The sequence below is a fragment of the Microbacterium sp. S1037 genome (assembly GCF_048381605.1).
Taxonomy (GTDB): domain Bacteria; phylum Actinomycetota; class Actinomycetes; order Actinomycetales; family Microbacteriaceae; genus Microbacterium; species Microbacterium testaceum_B.
Genome location: NZ_JBLWIG010000001.1, coordinates 2,051,515 through 2,073,612, shown reverse-complemented (window position 1 = coordinate 2,073,612; position 22,098 = coordinate 2,051,515). Strand labels below are relative to the sequence as shown.

At 70.5% G+C, this 22,098-nt stretch carries 20 protein-coding genes; 8 read left to right on the top strand and 12 right to left on the bottom strand.

The features are described 5' to 3' along the window. Positions 1-88 precede the first annotated feature (88 nt). Positions 89-2,386 carry a polyribonucleotide nucleotidyltransferase gene (locus ACMW4R_RS09350; protein WP_058594937.1) on the bottom strand — a complete coding sequence of 766 codons (2,298 nt, stop codon included), beginning with the start codon at positions 2,384-2,386 and terminating at the stop codon, positions 89-91. Between the two features lie 304 nt (positions 2,387-2,690). Between ACMW4R_RS09350 and ACMW4R_RS09345 the strand changes: the two genes are divergently transcribed. Further along, positions 2,691-4,001: a hypothetical protein gene (locus ACMW4R_RS09345; protein WP_418299740.1), complete on the top strand. Its 1,311-nt coding sequence runs from the start codon at positions 2,691-2,693 to the stop codon at positions 3,999-4,001. A gap of 24 nt (positions 4,002-4,025) precedes the next feature. Here the strand turns inward: ACMW4R_RS09345 and ACMW4R_RS09340 are convergent, their stop codons facing one another. Beyond that, on the bottom strand, positions 4,026-5,990 hold the full coding sequence (locus tag ACMW4R_RS09340) for a glycosyltransferase (RefSeq protein ID WP_418299739.1): 1,965 nt from the start codon (positions 5,988-5,990) through the stop codon (positions 4,026-4,028). Between the two features lie 133 nt (positions 5,991-6,123). On the opposite strand from ACMW4R_RS09340, the gene ACMW4R_RS09335 reads away from it, so the two are divergent. Next, positions 6,124-6,735, top strand: a complete 612-nt coding sequence (locus ACMW4R_RS09335) for a DedA family protein (protein WP_418299738.1) — start codon at positions 6,124-6,126, stop codon at positions 6,733-6,735. Positions 6,736-6,879: 144 nt separating this feature from the next. Here ACMW4R_RS09335 and ACMW4R_RS09330 read toward each other — a convergent pair whose 3' ends face one another. Continuing rightward, the gene (locus tag ACMW4R_RS09330; RefSeq protein WP_058594940.1) at positions 6,880-7,641 is read right to left on the bottom strand and encodes a fructosamine kinase family protein; all 762 of its coding nucleotides are present in this window, start codon (positions 7,639-7,641) and stop codon (positions 6,880-6,882) included. A 62-nt stretch (positions 7,642-7,703) separates the two neighbouring features. Here ACMW4R_RS09330 and ACMW4R_RS09325 point away from each other — a divergent pair, with 62 nt between their 5' ends. Beyond that, positions 7,704-8,486, top strand: a complete 783-nt coding sequence (locus ACMW4R_RS09325) for a DNA/RNA non-specific endonuclease (protein ID WP_058613338.1) — start codon at positions 7,704-7,706, stop codon at positions 8,484-8,486. 28 nt (positions 8,487-8,514) lie between these two features. Here ACMW4R_RS09325 and ACMW4R_RS09320 read toward each other — a convergent pair whose 3' ends face one another. The 3 genes from ACMW4R_RS09320 to ACMW4R_RS09310 all read right to left on the bottom strand — a co-directional run bounded on the left by ACMW4R_RS09320 (position 8,515) and on the right by ACMW4R_RS09310 (position 11,197). Further along, on the bottom strand, positions 8,515-9,117 hold the full coding sequence (locus tag ACMW4R_RS09320; protein WP_418299737.1) for a class I SAM-dependent methyltransferase: 603 nt from the start codon (positions 9,115-9,117) through the stop codon (positions 8,515-8,517). Between the two features lie 201 nt (positions 9,118-9,318). Then, positions 9,319-9,963 (bottom strand): CE1759 family FMN reductase, encoded by a 645-nt coding sequence (locus ACMW4R_RS09315; protein WP_058594943.1) that lies wholly within the window; start codon positions 9,961-9,963, stop codon positions 9,319-9,321. Position 9,964: 1 nt separating this feature from the next. After that, positions 9,965-11,197, bottom strand: coding sequence for an LLM class flavin-dependent oxidoreductase (locus ACMW4R_RS09310; protein ID WP_418299736.1), 1,233 nt, complete (start codon positions 11,195-11,197; stop codon positions 9,965-9,967). Between the two features lie 149 nt (positions 11,198-11,346). On the opposite strand from ACMW4R_RS09310, the gene ACMW4R_RS09305 reads away from it, so the two are divergent. Beyond that, complete coding sequence (locus ACMW4R_RS09305) at positions 11,347-12,408, top strand: acyltransferase family protein (protein WP_418299735.1); 1,062 nt, start codon at positions 11,347-11,349, stop codon at positions 12,406-12,408. Positions 12,409-12,487: 79 nt separating this feature from the next. On the opposite strand, the gene efeB is transcribed toward ACMW4R_RS09305, so the two are convergent. The 3 genes from efeB to efeU are packed head-to-tail and all read right to left on the bottom strand — an operon-like array spanning position 12,488 to position 16,094. Further along, positions 12,488-13,834 (bottom strand): iron uptake transporter deferrochelatase/peroxidase subunit, encoded by a 1,347-nt coding sequence (gene efeB, locus ACMW4R_RS09300; protein ID WP_418299734.1) that lies wholly within the window; start codon positions 13,832-13,834, stop codon positions 12,488-12,490. A gap of 2 nt (positions 13,835-13,836) precedes the next feature. After that, on the bottom strand, positions 13,837-15,066 hold the full coding sequence (efeO, locus tag ACMW4R_RS09295; protein ID WP_418299733.1) for an iron uptake system protein EfeO: 1,230 nt from the start codon (positions 15,064-15,066) through the stop codon (positions 13,837-13,839). Beyond that, positions 15,063-16,094 (bottom strand): iron uptake transporter permease EfeU, encoded by a 1,032-nt coding sequence (gene efeU / locus ACMW4R_RS09290; protein WP_058628341.1) that lies wholly within the window; start codon positions 16,092-16,094, stop codon positions 15,063-15,065. Before efeU ends, efeO begins: the two co-directional genes overlap by 4 nt. 287 nt (positions 16,095-16,381) lie before the next feature. Here efeU and ACMW4R_RS09285 point away from each other — a divergent pair, with 287 nt between their 5' ends. Continuing rightward, positions 16,382-17,398: an isopenicillin N synthase family dioxygenase gene (locus ACMW4R_RS09285; protein WP_418299732.1), complete on the top strand. Its 1,017-nt coding sequence runs from the start codon at positions 16,382-16,384 to the stop codon at positions 17,396-17,398. A 297-nt stretch (positions 17,399-17,695) separates the two neighbouring features. Here ACMW4R_RS09285 and rpsO read toward each other — a convergent pair whose 3' ends face one another. Continuing rightward, positions 17,696-17,965 carry a 30S ribosomal protein S15 gene (gene rpsO / locus ACMW4R_RS09280; RefSeq protein WP_058598104.1) on the bottom strand — a complete coding sequence of 90 codons (270 nt, stop codon included), beginning with the start codon at positions 17,963-17,965 and terminating at the stop codon, positions 17,696-17,698. 289 nt (positions 17,966-18,254) lie between these two features. On the opposite strand from rpsO, the gene ACMW4R_RS09275 reads away from it, so the two are divergent. The 3 genes from ACMW4R_RS09275 (at position 18,255) to ACMW4R_RS09265 (ending at position 20,903) form a co-directional block, all read left to right on the top strand. Next, the gene (locus ACMW4R_RS09275; RefSeq protein ID WP_058598103.1) at positions 18,255-18,476 is read left to right on the top strand and encodes a DUF167 domain-containing protein; all 222 of its coding nucleotides are present in this window, start codon (positions 18,255-18,257) and stop codon (positions 18,474-18,476) included. Beyond that, on the top strand, positions 18,473-19,777 hold the full coding sequence (locus ACMW4R_RS09270; protein WP_418299731.1) for an MFS transporter: 1,305 nt from the start codon (positions 18,473-18,475) through the stop codon (positions 19,775-19,777). The genes ACMW4R_RS09275 and ACMW4R_RS09270 overlap by 4 nt, the downstream gene beginning before the upstream one ends. A 208-nt stretch (positions 19,778-19,985) precedes the next feature. After that, complete coding sequence (locus tag ACMW4R_RS09265) at positions 19,986-20,903, top strand: DMT family transporter (protein ID WP_418299730.1); 918 nt, start codon at positions 19,986-19,988, stop codon at positions 20,901-20,903. 66 nt (positions 20,904-20,969) lie between these two features. Here the strand turns inward: ACMW4R_RS09265 and ACMW4R_RS09260 are convergent, their stop codons facing one another. Both ACMW4R_RS09260 and ACMW4R_RS09255 read right to left on the bottom strand, forming a co-directional pair. Then, the gene (locus tag ACMW4R_RS09260; protein ID WP_058598101.1) at positions 20,970-21,530 is read right to left on the bottom strand and encodes a YceI family protein; all 561 of its coding nucleotides are present in this window, start codon (positions 21,528-21,530) and stop codon (positions 20,970-20,972) included. A 141-nt stretch (positions 21,531-21,671) separates the two neighbouring features. Next, positions 21,672-22,037: an FKBP-type peptidyl-prolyl cis-trans isomerase gene (locus ACMW4R_RS09255; protein ID WP_013583439.1), complete on the bottom strand. Its 366-nt coding sequence runs from the start codon at positions 22,035-22,037 to the stop codon at positions 21,672-21,674. Between the last annotated feature and the right edge of the window lie 61 nt (positions 22,038-22,098).

Sequence of the window (22,098 nt, the reverse complement as noted above, 5' to 3'; positions counted from 1 at the left end):
CGCTCCGATAAACATTGGGTAACGCTTCGCCAGAACGCGCGGATGCCCGCCCCGCGAAAGCGGGACGGGCATCCGTCAGAGGAGTCGATCAGCCTTCGGCGGGAGCCTCGGGGCCCTCGCTCGCCGCGGCCGAGCTCTGCGTGTCGGCAGGCTCGGGCGTGGTGGCCTCCTCGTCGAGCACGGGCTCGAGCGAGAGCTTGCCGCGGTCGTCGATCTTCGTGATGCGCACGAGGATCTTGCGACCGACCGAGAGCACGTCCTCGACGTTCTCGACGCGCTTGCCGCCGGCGAGCTTGCGGACCTCGCTGACGTGCAGCAGGCCGTCCTTGCCGGGAAGCAGCGAGACGAACGCACCGAAGGTCGCGATCTTCACGACGGTTCCGAGGAACTGCTCGCCCACCTCGGGGTTGGTCGGGTTGGCGATCGCGTTCACCTGGGCGCGAGCAGCCTCGGCCGACGGGCCGTCGGTCGCGCCGATGTACACGGTGCCGTCGTCCTCGATCGAGATTTGGGCGCCGGTCTCGTCCTGGATGGAGTTGATCGTCTTGCCCTTGGGCCCGATGAGCTCACCGATCTTGTCGACCGGGATCTGCACGCTGATGACGCGGGGCGCGGTGGGCGCCATCTCGTCGGGCGCGTCGATCGCGGCGTTCAGGACGTTGAGGATCGTCAGACGAGCCTCCTTGGCCTGGGTGAGCGCGGCCGCCAGCACCGACGACGGGATGCCGTCGAGCTTGGTGTCGAGCTGGATCGCGGTGATGAACTCGGAGGTGCCCGCGACCTTGAAGTCCATGTCGCCGAGGGCGTCTTCGGCACCGAGGATGTCGGTCAGGGCGGCGTAGCGCGTCTGGCCATCGACCTCGTCGGTGACCAGGCCCATGGCGATACCGGCGACGGGGGCGCGAAGGGGCACACCCGCGTTCAGCAGCGACAGGGTCGAGGCGCAGACCGAGCCCATCGACGTCGAGCCGTTGGAGCCGAGGGCCTCGGACACCTGACGGATCGCGTAGGGGAACTCCTCGCGGCTGGGGAGCACCGGAACGAGCGCGCGCTCGGCCAGGAAGCCGTGGCCGATCTCGCGACGCTTCGGGCTGCCGACGCGGCCGGTCTCACCGGTCGAGTAAGGCGGGAAGTTGTAGTGGTGCAGGTAGCGCTTGCTCGTGATGGGCGAGAGCGAGTCGATCTGCTGCTCCATCTTCAGCATGTTGAGCGTCGTGACACCCAGGATCTGGGTCTCGCCGCGCTGGAAGATCGCCGAGCCGTGGACGCGCGGGATGACCTGCACCTCGGCGTCGAGCGGACGGATGTCGGCGAGGCCACGGCCGTCGATGCGGACGCCCTCGCTGAGGATGCGACCGCGCACGATCTTCTTGGTGACCGACTTGTACGCGGCCGAGAACTCCAGCGGCGCACCGGCGGGAAGCTCGCCCGCCTCGACGGCGGCGATGAGCTCGCCCTTGACGCGGTCCTTGACGGCGTCGTCGGCGTTCTGACGCTCCTGCTTGTCGGCGATCTGGTAGACGCCCACGAGGTCGTCGTACGAGCGGCCGGCGACGAAGTCGTAGACCTCGGAGCTGTACGCGGGGAAGACCGGGTAGGCCTGGATCTCCTTGGCAGCGGTGCGCGCGACCTCGTTCTGCGCGTCGACGAGCTGACGCAGGAACGGCTTCGCGGCCTCGAGGCCCTCGGCGACGACCTGCTCGTTCGGCTTGGTCGCGCCGCCCTTGATGAGGTTCCAGCTGCCCTCGGTGGCCTCGGCCTCCACCATCATGATGGCGACGTCGCCGTCGTCGAGCACACGGCCCGCGACGATGAGGTCGAAGACGGCGTCCTCGAGCTGCTCGGCCTTGGGGAACGCGACCCACTGGTCGGCGTGCTCGCCGTGGCCGGGGATGAGCGCGAGGCGCACACCGGCGATGGGGCCGGAGAACGGCAGACCCGAGATCTGGGTCGACATGGATGCCGCGTTGATGGCGAGGGCGTCGTAGAACTCGCCCGGTGCGATCGAGAGCACGGTGACGACGATCTGGACCTCGTTGCGGAGGCCGTCGACGAACGACGGACGCAGCGGGCGGTCGATGAGGCGGCACACGAGGATGGCCTCGGTCGAGGGGCGACCCTCGCGACGGAAGAACGAGCCGGGGATCTTGCCCGCGGCGTACGAACGCTCTTCCACGTCGACGGTCAGCGGGAAGAAGTCGAAGCCTTCACGCGGGTGCTTGCCGGCGCTGGTGGCCGACAGGAGCATGGTCTCTTCGTCGAGGTAGGCGGCGACGGCGCCCTGGGCCTGCTGAGCGAGGCGACCGGTCTCGAAGCGAATGGTGCGGGTGCCGAACCGGCCGTTATCGAGAACGGCTTCGGCGGCGGTGATTTCTGGACCTTCCAAGAGGTCCCTCCTTCTTTGTTTAGGCTCGCCGCCCCGTGTGGGCGACGAGCTGACATGCGAAGGAGCAGGAACAGGCAGAAAGGGCGCGCCGACTCATCGGCCCGGAATTCCCGGCGACTGGCCACCAGTAGAAAACCACCCGGCGATCGCGACGGGGAGTCCACCACAGGGGACCAGCGTCTGCCGGCCTGCTCCGTGTGCTCATATGGAATTGAGCGGATGCCAAGACGGCACCCCAAAAGAGCCTAGCAGCGCCGCAGGACTCCAGGTGGTTCCGACACGGTGCGGCGAATACAGTGGCCTCATGGGCCTCATCCGTCGCACCAGTCACACGCTCCTCGCGTGCGCGCTGATCGGCGCGGCGATCACCCCGATGCCGGCCTGGGCGGTCTCACCGTCCTCCGCGCGGGTTCTGGCCGCCGCGGCCGACGACAGCGACCCCGCCGTCATCGAAGTGAAGAAAGAGCTCGACGCCGCCGAGGCGTCCGCCGCGGAGGCATCCCGTCGCGCGCTGGACGCCTCCGCCGAAGCAGAGCGCACGCGCCTGCTCGCGCAGTCCACCGCCGAGCGCGCCGCCGCCCTCGCGGCGCAGAGCTCGGCCGCCGACGCCGCGATGGCCTCGGCCCACGCCCGCGCCGGAGCCAGCGCCTCACGCCTGTACCGCACCACGGGCAACGGCCCGCTGGTCGCGCAGCTGCTCACGAGCGCGGACCCGGATTCGCTGTTGGATCGCCTGGGCATCCTCGATCGCGTCACGACGCTGACCACGCGCGACGCGGGAGAAGCGCGGAGCGCGGCCGATGTCGCGACCTCGCTACGCGCGCAGGCGGAGGCGGCGCAGGCCGAGGCCGCGCGCCTCGCGGCGCAGTCCGCCACCGAAGCGGCAGCCGCACAGACGCAGGCCGACGCCGAGGCGCAGACGGTCACGGCGACGCAGGCACAGCTGGATGCCCTCTACGCACGACTCGCGGAGCTGCGCAGGACAACGGCCGAACAGGAACGCCAAGCGCGGCTGCGCGAGAAAGCCGAGAAGGACGCGCAGGAGCCCGGCGGGAACGGCGGCGGCAGCACCGGTGGCGGGAGCGGAAGCGGTGGCAACACCGGCGGGGGCGGCAACAACAATGGCGGCGGCAGCACCGGCGGGGGCGGCAACAACAATGGCGGCGGTAGCGGCGGCGGTGGGAACGGCGGCGGCGGAAGCGGAAGCGGCGGCAACACCGGCGGCGGAAGCGGAGGCGGTGGGAACAACGGCGGCGGAAGCGGCGGCGGCACCACTCCTCCCCCGACGGCCCCGGCCGGCCCGATCATGAGCCCCGGCCAAGCACGTGACTACGCGCGAGGAGTGATCAACGGCTACGGCTGGGGAGACGACCAGTTCTCCTGCCTCGTGTCGCTGTGGAATCGCGAGTCCGGTTGGCGCGCCGACGCCCTGAATCCGTGGAGCGGTGCCTATGGCATCCCTCAGGCCCTCCCGGGCGAGAAGATGGCGTCCGCGGGCCCCGATTGGCGGACGAACGCGGCGACCCAGATCGCGTGGGGCCTGTCGTACATCAGCGCTCGGTACGGGACGCCGTGCGGGGCGTGGGGGCACTCCGAGCAGACCGGCTGGTACTGAAGCCCATCGGAGCCACCGAACGTCCTACGACGTCCGCGCGCGCTCCCGGTCGCCCCGCGTCGGGAGCTCGACGTATCCGGAGTGCTTCGCCGACAGGCCGTCACCGGCCGTGCGCCCGCGAACGCGCCGCCACACCCAGGGCAGGGCATCGCGCGTGACCCACCCTCCGCGCGCGGGCTCGTCGTCGGCGTGGAGGGCCTCGTCGAGGCCGAGCAGGGCGCGCGCGTCCGGCACTCCGAGCGCCTCGGCCGCGCGGTAGGCCACGAGGCGGTGCCCCGCCGACCGCAGGTGCACGAGGTCATCGGCCCAGAGCGGAAGCTCGCCGAGTTCGGCCACGGCCTCGAGATCGAGCAGGATCGCCCCCTGCTCGGTGGCGATGCGGCGGAGCTCGACGTTGTAGGTCGAGAAGCGCCGAGCGAACAACCGCGCGGCCGCGCGATGCGGCAGGAAGGTCGTGACCAGGAGGACGTCCGCGCCCGTTCGCCGCACGGCGCGGACGGCCGACTCGACCTCGGCGACGATCGCGGGGATCACCGGGTGCGGGCCGACGAGATCGTTCGCCCCGATCAGGATCGACACCAGGTCGGGCTTCATCGCCAGAGCCGCGGGCACCTGCTCGTCGATCAGGTGCCGGACGCGACGACTGCGCACGGCGAGGTTGGCGTAGCGGAACGGTCCGTCCTCGCTCGTCCCGGCGAGCAGTTCGGCGAGCCGGTCCGCCCATCCGCGGTACTCCCCCGACGGCATCCGCGACTGGTCGCAGAGCCCCTCGGTCAACGAGTCCCCCAAGGCGACGAAGCGCGTCCACCGACCCCTGGTTCGGGATGCCACGGCCGCAGCCGGTCGTCGGGCTCCGCGCACGAGCAGGTTGTCGTCGATCGCGCGGAGCTCGCGCGCTTCGCGGTAGTGCCCGACGAGGTCCTTCGTCAGAGCCGACCAGGTGCGCCCCGCGACCGCCTCCCGCGCCGCGCGCGCGAACGCTTGGCGCTTCGCGTCGTCGCCGACGAGATCGGACACGCGCGCGCGGAGATCGTCGAGATCCCCCGGGCGGTACAGCCACCCGTCGACGCTCGAGCGGACGAGGTCCAGAGGCCCGCCGACGCCCGTCGCCACCACGGGGACGCCGCTCGCGAGAGCCTCCTGGATCGTCTGCCCGAACGTCTCGCTCTCCCCCGGGTGGACGAACACGTCGAAGCCCGCCATCACCCGTGCGAGCATCTCGCCCGACAGGTGACCGGTGAAGACGGCATCCGGAATCGCCTCGCGCAGCGAAGATCGCGCGGGGCCGTCGCCGACGATCACCAGGCGCGTGTTCGGCAGGTCGGCGAGAGCCCTCAGATCGTCGACCTGCTTCTCGGGCGCGAGACGACCGACGTACCCGATGATGCGTTCGCCGTTCGGTGCGACCTCGGTCCGCCACGCGTCGTCGCGGTGGGTGGGCGCGAAGCGCGCGGCATCCACTCCCCTGCCCCATCGCCGCAGGCGGTCGACGCCGAGACTCTCGAGCTGTCGCATCGACGCCGAAGACGGAGCGAGCGTGAGCGTCGCGCGGCGGTGCAGGCGCGTGACGTGCCCCTCGACGAGCGCCGTGGCCTGCGGGAGGCCGTACTTCTGCGCGTAGGCCACGACGTCGGTCTGGTAGACGGCGACGGTGGGGATGCGCAGCGCGTCGGCCGCGGCGAGCCCCTGCCACCCGAGGACGAACGGGGATGCCAGGTGCACGACGTCGGGCTCGAAGTCACGCAGCAGCGCGCCCAGGCGAGCCGCGCGCGCGAACACCACGCGGACCTCGGGATACGACGGCAGCGGGACGGACCGCAGGAGCTCGGTGCGGGCGCCGTGCAGATCAGCGGTGACGTCGCCGGACTTCGGAGCGATCACCAGCGTCTCGTGCCCCGTCTCGGAGAGATGGCGGAGGACGTGCAGAACGGAACCGGTGACCCCGTTCATGTGCGGAAGGAAGGACTCGGCCAGCAGCGCGACTCTCACGAGACCAGGGTGAGGCGCATCGCGGCGTCGCGGGAGCGCTTCGCGCCCGACGTTCGCGATGTTCACCGAATGCTCCGCAGCGAGTCACCGGCGCGTGGGCGGGGCGTCTTGATCGACGGCGGAGAGTGACCGAATGGATGGGATCGACGGCTGGTTGCAGGCGATCGCGGCGAGCCCCTGGGCCCTGCTCGGCATGGCGGCTCTCGTGTTCGCCGACGCGTTCCTGGTGGTGATCCCGGGTGAGGCGGCGGTCACCGCCTTCGGCGCTCTGGCCGTCTCGCACGGGACGCCCCCGCTGGCCGGCGTGATCCTGGTCGCGGGAGCGGCCGCGTTCGCCGGGGACGCCGGGTGCTACCTCGTGGGGCGGACGGTCGGGGTGGAACGCTGGGCGTGGATGCGCGGACCCCGCGTGGGAGCCGCCCTCGACTGGGCGCGGGCGCGGCTGGAACGAAACGCCGCCGTGGTGCTGTTCACCGCGCGATTCGTGCCGTTCGCCCGTCTCGCCGTCAACCTCGCGGCCGGCGCAGCGCGGGTGAACCCGGTGCGGTACCTCGGGGTCGCGGCGCTGGCCGCCCTGGCGTGGGCGGCGTATCAGGCGGTGATCGGTGCGGTGGTCGCGACGGTCGTGCCGGGCGGACCGGTCGTCGCGGTCATCGTCTCGATCGTCGTGGCGGTAGGGATCGGCGTGGGCATCGATTTCGTGCTGGCGCGGCGGGCGAAGAGGCGGGCCGCGGCGCGGGCGTGACGCGCGGGCGCCGGGGCTGACCGCTTCACGGAATCGGATCGACGCTACGGATTCGGAGCGCTGTTGGCCGTCGGGCCGATTCCGTGGCATCCGTCCGATTCTGTGTACTCCACGCGAGAAGCCGGATGCCGGGAACCCGACGCCTCACACGAGGGCGAGCGTCTGCTCCGCCGCCTCGACCAGCGCGCGACCGTACGACGGACCGTGACCCGCCGCGTGCACGGCGAGCGGGTGGAGCTGGTGGAGGGGGACGCGCTCGCGCCACCCGTCGCGCAGCGGTCGAGCGGCGTCGTAGGCCCCGAGGATCCGCTCGAGGAACGGGCAGCCGAACAGCGCGAGCATCGCCAGGTCGGTCTCGCGGTGGCCGCCATGCGCCGCCGGGTCGATGAGCACGACACCCTCGGGCGACCACAGCACGTTTCCCGCCCACAGGTCGCCGTGCAGGCGCGCGGGCGGCTCGTCGTCGTCGAAGGCGCCCGCCGCGATCGCCTCGCACGCGCGGCGGACGACCTCGGCTCCGGATGCCGAGAGGTTCCCGGCCGCGACCGCGATCGGCACGAACGGCTCGACGCGCTGGCGCGCGTAGAACGCACCCCAGGTCGCCGTCGGACGCGCGGGCTGCGAACGCCGACCGATGAAGATGTCGCCCTCGCACCCGGGCGGCGGTGAGCCGAACGCGTCGGCTCCGGCCGCGTGCGTCGCGGCGAGCGCCGCGCCGAAGGCCTCGGCGGCTTCAGCGGCGGGCGCGGCCTCCGCGATGCGCTCGAGGGCGATGCGGTCGTCACCGACGTCGAGAACCCGCGCGATGCGCGCGCCCTCGGCCGCGGCGAGCCACCGGAGTCCCGCGGCCTCCGCGGCGAAGAAGCCTGCGGGAGCGTCGGCGCGGGTCTTCACGAGCTGTTCCATCGCACCAGTCTGTCGCGATGTCAGTCTGTCGCGATGTCGGAGGTCCCCGGCACGATGGAACCATGAGCGACGGCTACGACCCGGACTTCCTCGGCATCCCTCTCCCCCTGCCTGTGCCGGTCGCGCCGACGACGCGACTCGACTATCCGCGCTTCTCGGTGCTGCTCGACGAGGCGCGCCGCTTCGCGGCCGTCACCGGGGTGGTGATCGACGGCGCTTCCCTCCGCGAGCAGCCGCGCACGGGCGAGTGGCGCCTCGATCCGCGCGTGGCCGCCGACGCGCAGGCCGGCCCCGAGATCTACAGCCGCAACGATCTCGACCGCGGGCACCTCGTGCGTCGTCGCGATCCCGGCTGGGGCTCGGCGGACGAGGCTCGGGATGCCACCGAGGCCACGTTCTTCTACACGAACGCCGCCCCGCAGGCGGCCGGCTTCAACCAGTCGAAGGAGCTGTGGCTGGGGCTCGAGGACCACGTGCTCTCCTACGCGGAGACGACCGACCAACGCCTCGCGGTGTTCACCGCCCCGGTCCTCGGCGAGACGGACCCGCCGTATCGCGGCATCCGTGTTCCGCTGCGGTTCTGGAAGATCGCCGCGTGGCGCAATCGAGGCTCTCTCGCCGCGGCGGGATTCGTCCTCGATCAGACCGAGCTCGTCGACACGCGGCGGGGTCTCACGGTGCCGCCGCTCGGAGCCTTCCGCACGTTCCAGGCACCGATTGCCGACATTGCGGCCGAGGCGCGGATCGACGTGGGCCCGCTCGCGGGGGCCGATACATTCGTGCGGCGCGGCCTGAGCCCGGTGGCCGCGCGGGAGCTCCGGAGCCTCGACGACATCGTGCTGTGAGCGCGGGCGCCGCGCGCGGCGCGAGCGATCAGCGCACGCGCACCGCGTGCAGAAGCGTGTCGATCGCGGCGGCCGCGTGCCCGCCGCGCAGCTCGGCATCCGCACTCGTCCGGGTGATGCGCTCGCACCGTTCGATGCGGAACCCCTCGTCGAGTGCGCCACTCAGCAGCTCGGGTGTGTACAGGATCGCGGGGTCCGACGGTCCGTGGCCGCCCGCGGCGATGTTCTCGACGTCGTGCCCGATGACCACGAGTGCTCCCCCGGGCTTCACCCACCCCGCCATTCGCGCGACAGCGGCCGCGCTGTCAGCCAGGTGCAGGTAGCACGACACGACGAGATCAACGGAGGCCGCGGGCTCCCACTCGTGCACGTCGGCGCGCACCCAGGTCACGGCGTCGCCACCGGGGCGGGCCGCGGCGAGCGCGAGCCCCTCGCCCGAGAAATCGATGCCGGTGCAGCTCCAGCCTCGCTCGGCGAGCCACACGGCGGTGCGTCCGTCACCCGTTGCCACGTCGATCGCCGTCGCGGGCGCAAGGTCCGCGAGGATCTCCCGCACGGCGGCGGGAGGCTCGGCCGCCCAGACTCCCCCGGCGGAGGCGCGATAACGCTCGTCCCACTGCGCGGCATCCATTCGGCTCCCTCTCGTCGCCCCCCACCTTAGAGGCGCCGGGCTAGGCACCGCGGATTCGGACACCCGCTTTGGAATCGGATGCCAGCGCCCCAGCGCTCCGATTCCGTTGCACCGGTCCGATTCCGTCGCACGTCGGCACCGCCACGCACGCACAGCACGACGCCCCGTCACCCGAAGGGGCGGCGGGGCGTCGAAACGGGGTCACTCCCCCGACAGACCACCCAGCAGGTGACCGAACGACTTGCCGGCGCCGAGGTACGACGAGGGATCGAACGGGTCGGCGTCGCGGACCGGCTCGCGCGCGGCGATGGCGTCCGCGAATTCGCGCGCGCCGCGCTCGACGCGCGAACCGAGCGGGGCGACCTCGTCGGCGTTCGCACCCCAGTCGCTGGAAGCCGCGAACACCCCGGTCGGCACGGGGTTGGCGTGCAGGTAGGTGAACAGCGGGCGGATCGCGTAGTCGATCGCGAGCGAGTGCCGCGCGGTGCCCGCGTTCGCACCGATCAGCACCGGGGTGCCGGTGAGCGCCTGCGGGTCGAGCACGTCGATGAACGACTTGAACAGGCCCGAGTAGCTCGTCGAGAAGATGGGCGTGACGGCGATGATGCCGTCGGCCGACACGACCGTGTTGATCATCTGCTCGAGCGGCGCCGGAGCGAAGCCGGTGAGCAGGTTGTCGGTGAGGTCGTGCGCGTAGTCGCGCAGCTCGAACACGTCGCTGGTGGCGTCGATCCCGCGCTCGCGCAGCTCCGCCAGGGCGGCATGCGCAAGCCGGTCACCGAGCATGCGCGTCGACGACGGGGTCGACAGTCCCGCGGTCACGACCGCGATGCGGCGGGCGGCCATGTCAGGCACCGACCTTCGTCGCGGCGGCGCCGAAGGCGCTGCCCGCCTTGGCCGGGGCGTCCTGGTACGGGCTGCCCGCGGTGAGGTTGTCGCCCCGGTTCGCACCGGGCACGGCCTGGCGCGGGGCGGCACCGGCGTAGATCTTCTCAACCTGGTTCGCGTGCGTGGGGGCGTCGGGCACCTCGGCGGGACGGTTCTTCTGCAGCTCCTTGCGCAGCACGGGCACGACCTCGGAACCGAGGATGTCGAGCTGCTCGAGCACCGTCTTCGTGGGAAGACCCGCGTGGTCGATGAGGAACAGCTGGCGCTGGTAGTCGCCGAAGGTCTCACGCATCGCGGCGTAGCGGTCGATGACCTGCTGCGGCGAGCCGACGGTCAGCGGGGTCATCTCGCTGAAGTCTTCGAGGCTCGGACCGTGGCCGTAGACCGGCGCGTTGTCGAAGTACGGACGGAACTCCCGCACCGCGTCCTGCGAGTTCGCGCGCATGAACACCTGACCACCGAGGCCGACGATCGCCTGCTGCGGCGTGCCGTGACCGTAGTGGGCGAAGCGCTCGCGGTACAGCGTGATGAGGCGCTGGTAGTGCTCCTTGGGCCAGAAGATGTTGTTCGCGAAGAAGCCGTTGCCGTAGTACGCGGCCTGCTCGGCAATCTCGGGCGTGCGGATCGAGCCGTGCCAGACGAAGGGGGGCACGCCGTCGAGCGGGCGCGGCGTCGAGGTGAAGCCCTGCAGCGGCGTGCGGAACTTGCCCTCCCAGTCGACGACGTCTTCGCGCCACAGCTTGTGCAGCAGGTCGTAGTTCTCGATGGTCAGCGGCAGGCCCTGACGGATGTCCTTACCGAACCAGGGGTAGACCGGGCCGGTGTTGCCGCGGCCGAGCATGAGGTCGGCGCGGCCGCCCGACACGTGCTGCAGCATCGCGAAGTCCTCGGCGATCTTCACCGGGTCGTTCGTGGTGATGAGCGTCGTCGAGGTCGTGAGGATGAGGCGCTCGGTCTGGGCGGCGATGTACGCGAGCGTCGTGGTCGGCGACGACGACCAGAACGGCGGGTTGTGGTGCTCGCCGAGGGCGAAGACGTCAAGGCCCACCTCTTCGGTGTGCTTGGCGATCGTGAGGGTGTCCTTGATGCGCTGAGCCTCGCTCGGCGTCTTGCCCGTGGTGGGGTCCTGGGTGATGTCGCTCACCGTCATGACACCGAACTGCATGCCGGGCCAGTTGCTGCTCGCACTCATGATGCGCCTCCTATTTGTATGCATCTGAATATACATTGTGGAACGCACCACGCCCAGGTTTATTCCGCCGTACCTCATCGGCATCCCGCATCCACCCCCGTGGACCCTCGATCACGTCGCGATTATCGTCGCCGGGGATGACGGATGCCATGACACGACCTCACGCGAAGACCCGCACCCCGTTCTGGGACAACGCCCGATTCGCCGCGATCGTGCTGGTCGTGTTCGGCCACGCGATCCAACGCCTGACTTACGACTCGGATGCCGCGGAGGCGCTGTACCTGCTCGTCTACGCGTTCCACATGCCACTGTTCGCGCTCGTCGCGGGCTACTTCTCGTCGTCGGCCGAGCCGAGCCGTGCGCGGATGGCGCGACTGTTCACCGACCTGATCGCGCCGTACCTGATCTTCGAGACGCTGTGGACGATCACGCAGTTCCTCGTGACGGGGAGAACGAACCTCGACCCCGCGCAGCCGTCGTGGACGCTCTGGTTCCTGCTCGCCCTCGCGCTGTTCCGGCTCGTCCTGCCGTACCTCGCCCTACTCCGCGCGCCGGTCGTGTGGGCGCTGGCGATCTCGGTCGTCGCCGGATACCTGCCGAGCATCGACTCGACGTTCTCGATGTCGCGCCTCCTCGGCCTCCTGCCGTTCTTCACCCTCGGGTGGTGGCTGCGCGAGCACGACGTCGTCGCGCGCGCGGGGCTGCTCGCCACCCGACCTGTCTGGCTGCGCGTCGCCGCCGGCGCGGTGCTCGCCGGCGCCGGTGTGCTCGCTCTCGTGTTCGTCGACACGTGGCGCGACGTGCGTCTGGGCACGTGGTTCTTCTTCGTCGACCCGTATGTCGACCTCGACGCCCCCCAGTGGTGGGCCGGCGGCATCCGGCTGGCGATCATCGCCCTGGCGCTCATCCTGATGACGGCGTTCCTGCTGCTCGTCCCGCGAGGCGAGACCCGGTGGACGCACCTCGGTCGCCACACGATGTACGTCTACCTGCTGCACACGTTCGTGCTCTATCCGTTCCGCCAGTCGGGCGTGCTGCGGGGACTCGAGCCGTCGTGGCTGTGGATCGTGGTGATCGCCGTCGCGAGCGTGGTCATCGCGGTGGCCCTGTCGAGCCGCCCGGTCCGGCGTCTCACGCGCCCCCTGGTGGAGCCTCGGATGCCATGGCTCTTCCGCGACCGCGAGCTCGGCGCGGGGCGCGCGTCGGGGTAGCGACCCCCGACGCCGGCACCGGTGGCTTCGACACGCTCAGCCACCTCCGCGCGTGAGGTCGGACGGCCGCACGGTGAGGTCAGGCGCCGAGCAGCCCCGCCCCGATCGACGCGCCCGCGGCCGGAGCCGGGGGCACGGCCCACAGCCCCGAGCCGACGTGGCGGATGTACTCGCCCATGGCATCCGTCGACAGGGCCTTCTGCAGCGTGACGAACCGATCGGGGCTCTTCTGGAACGACAGGAAGAACAGCCCGGCGTTGAGCCGACCGAGATCGGTCGTGCCGTCGACGAAGTTGTAGCCGCGGCGCAGGATCCGGATGCCCCCGTTGTTGTCGGGGTGCGCGAGGCTGACGTGGCTGCGGGGGTCGATCGCCGGTTTCCCGGTCGGACCGACCGCCGAGAAGTCGGGAGCGGTGAACTCGTCGCCGCCCGAGAGCGGTGCACCCGCGCCCTTGTCGCGACCGACCACGCGATCCTGCTCCGCCAGACGCGTGCGGTCCCACGTCTCGATCAGCATCGCGATGCGTCGCGCGACGAGGTACGACCCGCCCGCGAGCCACGCCGGACCCTCGGATGCCGAGACCCAGACGTTCTCCTCCAGCGCGGCCGTGTCGTCGGCGAGGATGTTCGCCGTGCCGTCCTTGAAACCGAAGAGGTTTCGCGGGGTCGTCTGGGACGCCGTGGTCTTCGACGTCCGCCCGAACCCCAGCTGCGACCAGCGGATCGTCGCGCGACCGAAAGCGATGCGGCTCAGGTTTCGGATCGCGTGGACGGCGACCTGCGGGTCGTCCGCGCACGCCTGGATGCACAGGTCGCCGTCCGAGCGCAGCGGGTCGAGGTCGTCGTTCAAGAACGCAGGCAGCCGTTCGAGCCCTGCCGGCCGTTGCCCCTCCAGCCCGAACCGGGCGTCGAAGAGCGAGGGTCCGAACCCGAAGGTGATGGTGAGGTTGCTCGCCGGCAGCCCGACGGCCTCGCCCGTGTCGTCCGGCGGCGCGTCGGGCGATCCCCCGAGCGCGCCGGTGGCGCTCACGTCGAGGCCCTGCATCATGCGGTTCGCGGCATACGTCCAGTCCGACAGCAGCTCGGCCAGATCGTCGCGCGTGGTGCGCGCCATCATGTCGTAGGCCGCGAAGTGCAGGTGCTCCTGCACCGGGGTGGTGATTCCCGGCTGATGAATGCCGGACGCCGGGGCCGCGGCATCCATGATCCGTCGCGCCTGGTCCTGGCCGTACGCCGCACCCCCGACGAGGCCCGCGCCCGCGCCGACGACGAGGCTGGTCGCGCTCGCCCCGATGGCGAGGCCGATCAGGTCGCGGCGGGACACACCCTTTTCCGGCTCCGCGGCGGCGTCCGCGGCCGCCGGACGCGCGGACGCCGCCGGACCCGAAGGTCCGACGGCAGCCGTGTTCTGTTCTTCGTCGCTCACGCTCACTCCAGCACCGTGACCGTCAGCTGCGAGAGCGGCTCGGCCAGGGCGTTGATGAGGTCGGTGAACTGGCGCTTGTCCGCCTCGGTCAGCTGCGAGTAAGGGACGAAGCCCGCGTCGGCCGAACCGTGTGCCGCGAGAGCAGCCTCGAGGTCGGCGTATCCCTTGTCGATGCGGGCGACGAGCTCAGCGCCCTTGTCGCCCTTCGACTCGGCGAAGTCGCGCACGAGCGAGAAGGCCATCTTCGACCCCTCGACGTTCGCCGCGAAGTCGTAGAGGTCGGTCCCCGACCACCAGTCCTCTTCACCGCTGATCTTGCCGCTCGCGACCTCGTCGAGCAGCGCGATCGCGCCGTTCGAGATGCCCGCGACGCCCTGCGCGTCGAGGGCCTGCGTGAACTCGTCGCCGTGGACGTAGTCGTACAGCTCCTGGACGTCCGAGACGAGCTTGTCGCCGTGCGTCTTGCGCTCGTCGGGGGTCGACGGGGTCCAGTCCTTCCAGGCGGGCGTCGCACCGTCGGCGTTCAACGCGTCCTGCGCGGGGACCCAGAGGTCCTTCTCGATGCGGTGGAACCCGGTCCAATCCAGCCCCTCGGCCACCGCGTCGACCTCGCGGTAGTCGATGCGCGGGTCGAGGTCGCCGAGCGCCTCGGCGATCGGCTCGATGCGCTCGTAGTACGCGCGCACGCGGGGGAACTGCTCCTTCGCCGCGGCGTCGTCTCCCGACTCGTACGCGGCCGTGAAGGTCTTCACGGCGGGGAGCAGCTGACCGACCTGGTCCTTGACGAACGCGGCGTAGAGGTCGACCGCCTGCTGCTTCTGCTCGGCATCCGGGCCCTCGACGGCGACGGCGTCGCCCGTGACGGAGAAGCTCGCCTTGCCGACGCCGTCGCCGACCATGCCGGGCTTGCACAGCGTGTAGTAGTCGCCGGGCTGAGCGACGACGGTGAGATTGCGCGACGCGCCGGGGGCGATGTTCTCGACCTCACCCACGATGCGGAGACCGTCGGATGCCAGCAGGTAGAACTCCGTGACCTGGTCGCTCTTGTTGCTCACGTCGAACGCGACGGTGCCGCTGGGCGCCGAGGCGGACGAGACCGCGCAGCCGTCGTCGGTCGAGGTGACCGTGAGGGCTCCGGAGGCGGCCGCGTCGGTCTTGGCGACGCAGCCGGAGAGGACGAGGGCGGCCGCGCCGGCCACGGCCGCAGCCGCGAGGAGGCGAGTCGGGGTCATGATGCTCCATTCGGATGGGTGACGGATGCCGCGGCGTCGGGCACGCGAGCGGCGTCGGAGAGCTGCGGGGCGGCGTGGGCCGCGGGGGCGTCGGCGGAGTGCGACGCGGGGGTTGCGGCTACCGGGCTCGCGGTCGCCTTCGGGCGCCGGTTGGCTCGCACGCCGCGCACGAAGAGGGGCACGACCACGGCGATGTAGACCACCCAGGCGATCACCTGCAGCCACGTCATCGCGGGCATGAAGCCGACGGTGGCCTGCAGCAGCGCGGCGAGCGGACCGCCCGGGGAGATGGCATCCGAGACGTCGAACGCCCAGCCGAACGGGAAGCCGGCCCAACCGGTGGCGACGAGCCCGGTCGCGGGGTCGATCGGGGCGCCCGCGCCGAACGGGCCCGGGAGGGCCCCCGCCTCCTGCAGGTCGTGGAACGCGTAAGCGAGCACTCCCGCCGCGACGACGACGAGGAAGCCGCCGGTCCAGGTGAAGAAGCGACCGAGGTCGAGCCGGAGCATGCCGCGCGCGATGAGCCAGCCGAGGACGACCGCGGCGACCAGTCCGAGCAGCGCGCCGAGCAGGGCGAAGGGCGTGTCGCCGAACGACTGGACCATCGACCACAGCAGCAGCGTCGTCTCGACCCCCTCGCGAGCGACCGAGACGAATCCGATGGCGACGAGCGCCCACACCCCGCCGCGCAGGGCCTTGTCGACGCCACCCTCGAGGCCCGCCTTCAGCGTGCGCCCGGCTTTCTGCATCCAGAAGATCATCCAGGTGACCATCGCGACGGCGAGCAACGACAGCCCCCCGCCGAGGAGCTCCTGGGCCTCGAAAGTGAGCATGTACGCACCGAAGGTGAAGATCGCGCCGACGGTGAGCGCCAGGGCGATCGCGAGGCCGACACCAGTCCACAGCTTGGGCAGAGCGTCACGACGGTCCAGGCGAGTGAGGTACGCGACGAGGATGCCGACGACGAGTGCCGCTTCGAGGCCTTCACGGAGGCCGATGAGGAACGTGGCGAAGAAGCTTGCGAGCACGGGCGGGATTCCGACTTTCGGTTTCGGGGTGGGCGCCGCGGCACTGCGGGAAGGTAAGGGCAGCCTCACCTGACCTGGACACGATACGCAATACGACGGCCCGTTCGCACCCCGCCGATCGGCGGGGTTTGCGATGGCGGACGTCACATACGCTCCACGCCCGTCTTTTCACGGCACCGAGGGGGCGGCATCCTGTTCGGCGATCCCCGTGGGTGTCGCATCCGGTGCGAACGGTAACCATCGGCAACATTCGCCCGACGCCGCGCGGATCGACCTAGCCTCGTCGCATGTCCGACCTGAATCTCCCCGTGCTCGACCTCTCGCTCCTCGACCAGGGACCGGATGCCGCCGCCCGCTTCCGGGATGAGCTGCGTGCCGCGACCCACGACGTCGGGTTCTTCTACCTGACGGGCACCGGAGTCAGCCCCGAGCTGGAGGCGAAGCTCCTGCAGGCGGCGAAGGACTTCTTCAACCTGCCCGAGGCCGAGAAGCTCGCGATCGAGAACGTCACGAGCCCCCACTTCCGCGGCTACACGCGGGTCGGCGGCGAGCGCACGCAGGGTCGCGTCGACTGGCGCGAGCAGATCGACATCGGTCCCGAGCGTGATGCGATCGACGACCCCGACGGGCCCGGTTACAACCGCCTGATCGGCCCGAACCTCTGGCCCGCGGCGCAGCCCGAGCTCAAGGAGGTCGTCACCGAATGGCACGACCACCTCACCGGCGTCGCCCGCAAGCTCCTTCGGGCGTGGGCGCTGGCCCTGGGCGCGGAGGAGCAGTACTTCGACCGCCACTTCGGCGACCCGCAGACCCTGATCAAGATCGTCCGCTACCCCGGCAAGGACGACCCGACCCCCCAGCAAGGCGTCGGCGCCCACAAGGATTCGGGCGTGCTGACCCTGCTCTGGGTCGAGCCCGGCAAGGGTGGCCTCCAGGTCGAGCGCGACGGTGAGTGGGTCGACGCTCCCCCGGTTCCCGGCGCCTTCGTTGTCAACATCGGCGAGCTGCTCGAGTACGCCACCCAGGGCTATCTGACGGCGACGAACCACCGCGTGATCTCACCGAAGTTCCCGGACGAGCGCATCTCGGTGCCGTTCTTCTTCAACCCGGCGCTCGATGCGCGCCTGCCGATCATCGAGCTGCCCGAGGAGTTGGCATCCGAGGTCCGCGGCGTCACGGACGACCCGACGAACCCCATCCACGCGACGTACGGCGAAAACGCCCTCAAGTCGCGCCTGCGCGCGCACCCGGACGTGGCCGAGCGCTGGCACGCGGATCTGTTGGCCGCTCGCGCCGCGTCCTGAGCCCGCGGCGCCGACGTCCGGCGCGCCGCTGCGGCGCCCGGCACTCGGCCCCGCCGCCCGTCGCGCCGCGGTCCGGACCGACTCCGGCCCCGGCCCCGGCCCCGGCCCCGGCCCCGGCCCCGGACGCACGCATAAACGCGATCCACTCACAGAAACACGTGCACAGCGCGTTTATGCGAGCGGATCGCGTTTATGCGTGACGGGGAGCTACCCCACGGCATCCGGGAATGACGAAGGCCGCCCCACACCGTGGGGCGGCCTTCCAAGAATGTTTTGCGCGATTGAACGCTGGTGCGATTAGCGACGCAGACCGAGACGCTCGATGAGCGAGCGGTAACGGTTGATGTCGACCTCCTGCAGGTAACCCAGCAGGCGGCGGCGCTGACCGACGAGCAGGAACAGGCCACGGCGCGAGTGGTGGTCGTGCTTGTGTGCCTTGAGGTGCTCGGTGAGGTCCTTGATGCGCTGCGTCAGCATCGCGACCTGCACCTCGGGGGATCCGGTGTCACCGGGGTGCGTCGCGTACTCTTCGATGATCGCCTTCTTGACGTCTGCTTCCAGTGCCATAGGTGATCCCCTTCCTCTTCGTTGCGCGGCGCCCGACGCCTGATGCGTGGGCTCTCTTTATCCGCGGCCGATCGAACGGCAACCGCATGAGTCTACCAGCATCCGGATTCGGCACGAACACTCGGCCACCGCGGCGGACCAGCGTGGTTCATCTGCATGACAGCCGCGGCTGATGTCGCCTGGAAACGCCCCGGGTTCACCACCTGCCCCACGGGTCATGCGAATGAACCGCACCGCGCTCGCTAGGCACCGGCATCCCGATGTCCGCGGCCTGGCGTAGCCTCGATCCGTGCAGCTCACGGTCCGCGTCAAGCCCGGCAGTCGACGCGGCCCTCTCGTCGAAGACACCGCCGAGGGTCTCGTGGTGCACGTTCGCGAGCGCGCGGTCGACGGGGCAGCGAACGCGGGTGTTGTGAAGGTGCTCGCCGCGCACTTCGGCGTCGCTCCCCGCGACATCGAGATCCTGCGAGGACACACGGCGCGCATCAAACGTGTCGAGGTCGACGCGTGACCGCGCGCCGCAGCGCGTTCATCGACCTGCGCCCGCTGACGACGTCACCCGCGTTCGCGCGCCTGTGGATCGGATCGACCCTCGCCGGCCTCGGCGGGCAGCTCACGGTCGTGGCGGTCATGCTGCACGTCTTCGAGCTGACGCAGAGCACCTTCGCCGTGTCGATGATCGCTGTGGCGGGGCTGCTCCCGATGATCCTCGCCGGACTTTACGGCGGCATGCTCGCCGACGCGTTCGACCGGCGCGCCGTGGCGCTCCTCGCGGCCGTGGTCACGTTCGTCTCGACCGCGCTGCTGGCGGCCCTCGCCTGGACGGGCCTCGAGACGGTCGGGTGGCTGTTCGTCCTGAGCGTCGTGAACTCCGCGGCGAACTCCATCGTCATGGCGACCAAGTCGGCGATCACCCCACGGCTGATCCCCCGCGAGCTGCTACCGGCGGCTGCAGCCCTTCAGGGCGTCACCGTCGGGATCATGGTCATGGCCGGCCCCGCGCTGGCCGGTGTGCTCGTCGCGGTCGCGGGTTATGCCTGGACCTACTCGCTCGACGTGCTGCTGATGACGTCGCTGTTTCTCGGACTGTGGTCGTTGCCACGTCTGCGCCCCGAAGGCGAGGTGGTTCGACCGGGGCTCGAGTCGCTCCGCGACGGCGCCCGCTTCCTCCGCCGCGCCCCGAACATCCGCCTGCAGTACATCCTCGACATCACGGCGATGACGTTCGGCCAGCCCGTCACCCTCTTCCCCGCGATCGGTGCCGTGCTCCTCGGCGGCGGAGCCATCACCACCGGAGTCCTCACCGCGGCGGTCGCCGCGGGCGCCTTCCTCTCCAGTCTCTTCTCCGGCCCTATCGGGCGCGTGCGCCGCCAGGGCCTCGGGATCGAGCGGGCCATCCAGGTCTACGGCCTGTCCATCGGACTCTTCGGCCTGGTTCTCGTCGCCGCGAGCCTCGGATGGCTCCGTCCCGATGTCGTCGACGAGACCCACGCCGCGGTCGCGCTGATCGTTCTTGCGGCGGTCACGCTCGCCATCTCGGGCGCGGCCGACAACGTCAGCGCGATCTACCGCTCGACGATGATGCAGGCGGCGGTCCCGGATGCCATGCGCGGACGCCTCCAGGGCATCTTCATCGTCGTGGTGGCCGGTGGCCCCCGCGTCGGAGCGCTCTACGCCGGGACCCTCGCGACCCTGACCGCTCTCTGGGTGCCGCCGCTGTTCGGCGGCATCCTGATCCTCGCGCTCGTCGGCACGCTCGTCCGCTTCTCACCGCGGTTCCGGCAGTACGACGCGCTCGACCCCCAGCCCTGAGCCCGCCTGACCCCGCATAAACGCCATCCGCGCGCGGAAACACGGTGTGCTCGTGTTTCTGTGCGCTGATCGCGTTTATGGATGGGACCAGCGAGGCCCGGCACCCGGCGCCCGCACCCGACGTCACGGCTGCCGAACCTCGGCGGATTTCCGCCGTCGCACTCCCCCACGCCGCGCGGTGTCGCACCTCGGCCCTATCGTCGGGATCGTGGCATCCTCTTCCTCCCCGTCCCCCGTATCGATCGCGGTGCAGTTCGTGCTCACCGGCATCGTGTGGGGCTCGAGCTTCCTCTTCATCGCGATCGCTCTCACCGGTATGACCCCGGCGCAGGTCGCGGGCGGTCGCCTGCTCTTCGGCGCCCTGGCGCTGGCGGCGATCGTCGCGATCCGTCGTGAGCGCCTCCCGCGGGACCGCCGCATCTGGGGCCACCTGAGCGTGCTCTCGCTCAGCTTCTGCGTCGTGCCGTTCCTGCTGTTCGCGTGGGCGGAGCAGCACGTGTCGTCCGGACTGGCCAGTATCTTCAACGCGACCACGCCGATCATGACCGCGATCATGGCGTGGGCGGTGTTCCGCGTCGAAAGCCTCAAGGTCGGCCAACTCGTCGGGATCGCGATCGGTATCCTCGGCGTCGTCGTCATCATCGCGCCCGGAGCGATCGCCGATGTGGGCGGCAGCACGATCGCACAGCTCGCCCTCCTCGGCGCGACGGCCTGCTACGGCTTCAGCCTGGCGTACATGCGCCGCTTCCTCGGCGACACCGGCCTCTCGGGCATCGCGTTCGCGTTCGGCTACATCGGGCCCGCAGCGGCGTTCATGGTGCTGTTGTCGCCTCTGATCCTCGCCGAACCGATGCAGCTCACGCTCCCGGTCGTGGGCAGCATCATCGCTCTCGGCGTGCTCGGCACGGGAATCGCCTACGTCTGGAACCAGAACACCCTGCGGGCGTGGGGTCCGACCCGCGCCTCGACCGTCACGTACATCACCCCGGTGGTCGGGGTGGCGCTCGGCATCCTGATCCTCGGCGAGCGCATCTCGTGGAACGAGCCGGTGGGCGCGGCGGTCGTGTTCCTCGGCATCCTGCTCGTGCAGCAGCGGCTGCGCCTCTCGCGCCGCTCCGAAGTGTGACTCACCCGGCGCGGCCGGAAACGACGAAGGTCCCGGATGCCATGGCATCCGGGACCTTCGAGGAGATCACGCCTGCAGGGCGAACTGCAGGTCGAGCTCGATGGTGACGTCCTTGCCGACGAGGACACCGCCGGTCTCGAGGGCGGCGTTCCAGGTGAGGCCGAAGTCCTCACGGTTGATGACCGTCTTGGCGGTCGCGCCGGCCTTGTAGTTGCCCCACGGGTCGGTGCCGAAGCCGCCGAAGTCGATGGAGAAGGTGGCGGGCTTGCTGACGCCGCGGATGGTGAGCTCACCGTCGACGAGGAAATCGCCGTCCTCGACGCGGACGCCGGTGGAGCGGAAGTCCATCGTCGGGTAGGTCTCGGTGTCGAAGAACTCGGCCGAACGCAGGTGCTGGTCGCGGCCCTCGTCCTTGGTGTCGACCGAGGTGACGTCGACGGACGCCTCGACGGTGGCCTCGAGCGGGTTCTCGGGGGCGACGAGGGTGGCGCTCTTCATGCCGAAGGTGCCGCGCACCTTGGAGATCATCATGTGACGGACGGTGAAGGTCACCTCGCTGTGCGAGGGGTCGAGCACCCAGGTGCCCGCCTTGTAACCGGGGATCTCGAGCGTGGTGGTGTCGGTCATGTCACTCCTAGAGGTCTGGGGAGCCGAATCGGCGTCCTGGGGAGGTCAAACTCCCATTCACAAGAATGTATTCCACGATCGTGAAAAAAGACGAACCCGAGAGTGCCGCAGCCCCCTCGGGTTCGTGAACATCGGATGTCGTCAGCCGACCTTGAGGAGGTCGATGATGAAGATGAGGGTCTTGCCACCGAGGAAGTGGCCGCCGGCGGGACCGTAGGCGAGGTGCGGGGGGATCACGAGCTCGCGGCGTCCGCCGACCTTCATGCCCGGGATGCCGTCCTGCCAGCCCTGAATCAGGCCGCGGAGGGGGAACTGGATGCTTTCGCCCCGGCCCCACGACGAGTCGAACTCTTCGCCCGACTCGTACTCGACACCGGCGTAGTGCACGGTGACGGTGTCGCCGGGCTTGGCCTCGTCGCCGTCGCCGACGATGATGTCGCGGATGACGAGGTCGGAGGGGGCGGGGCCGCTGGGAGCGTCGAACTCCGGCTTGGTGCGATCAGTCATGGGTCCATCCAAGCACGCCCGGCCCCTTCGAAAAGCCCCTGGACAAAGACTCAGCGCCCGG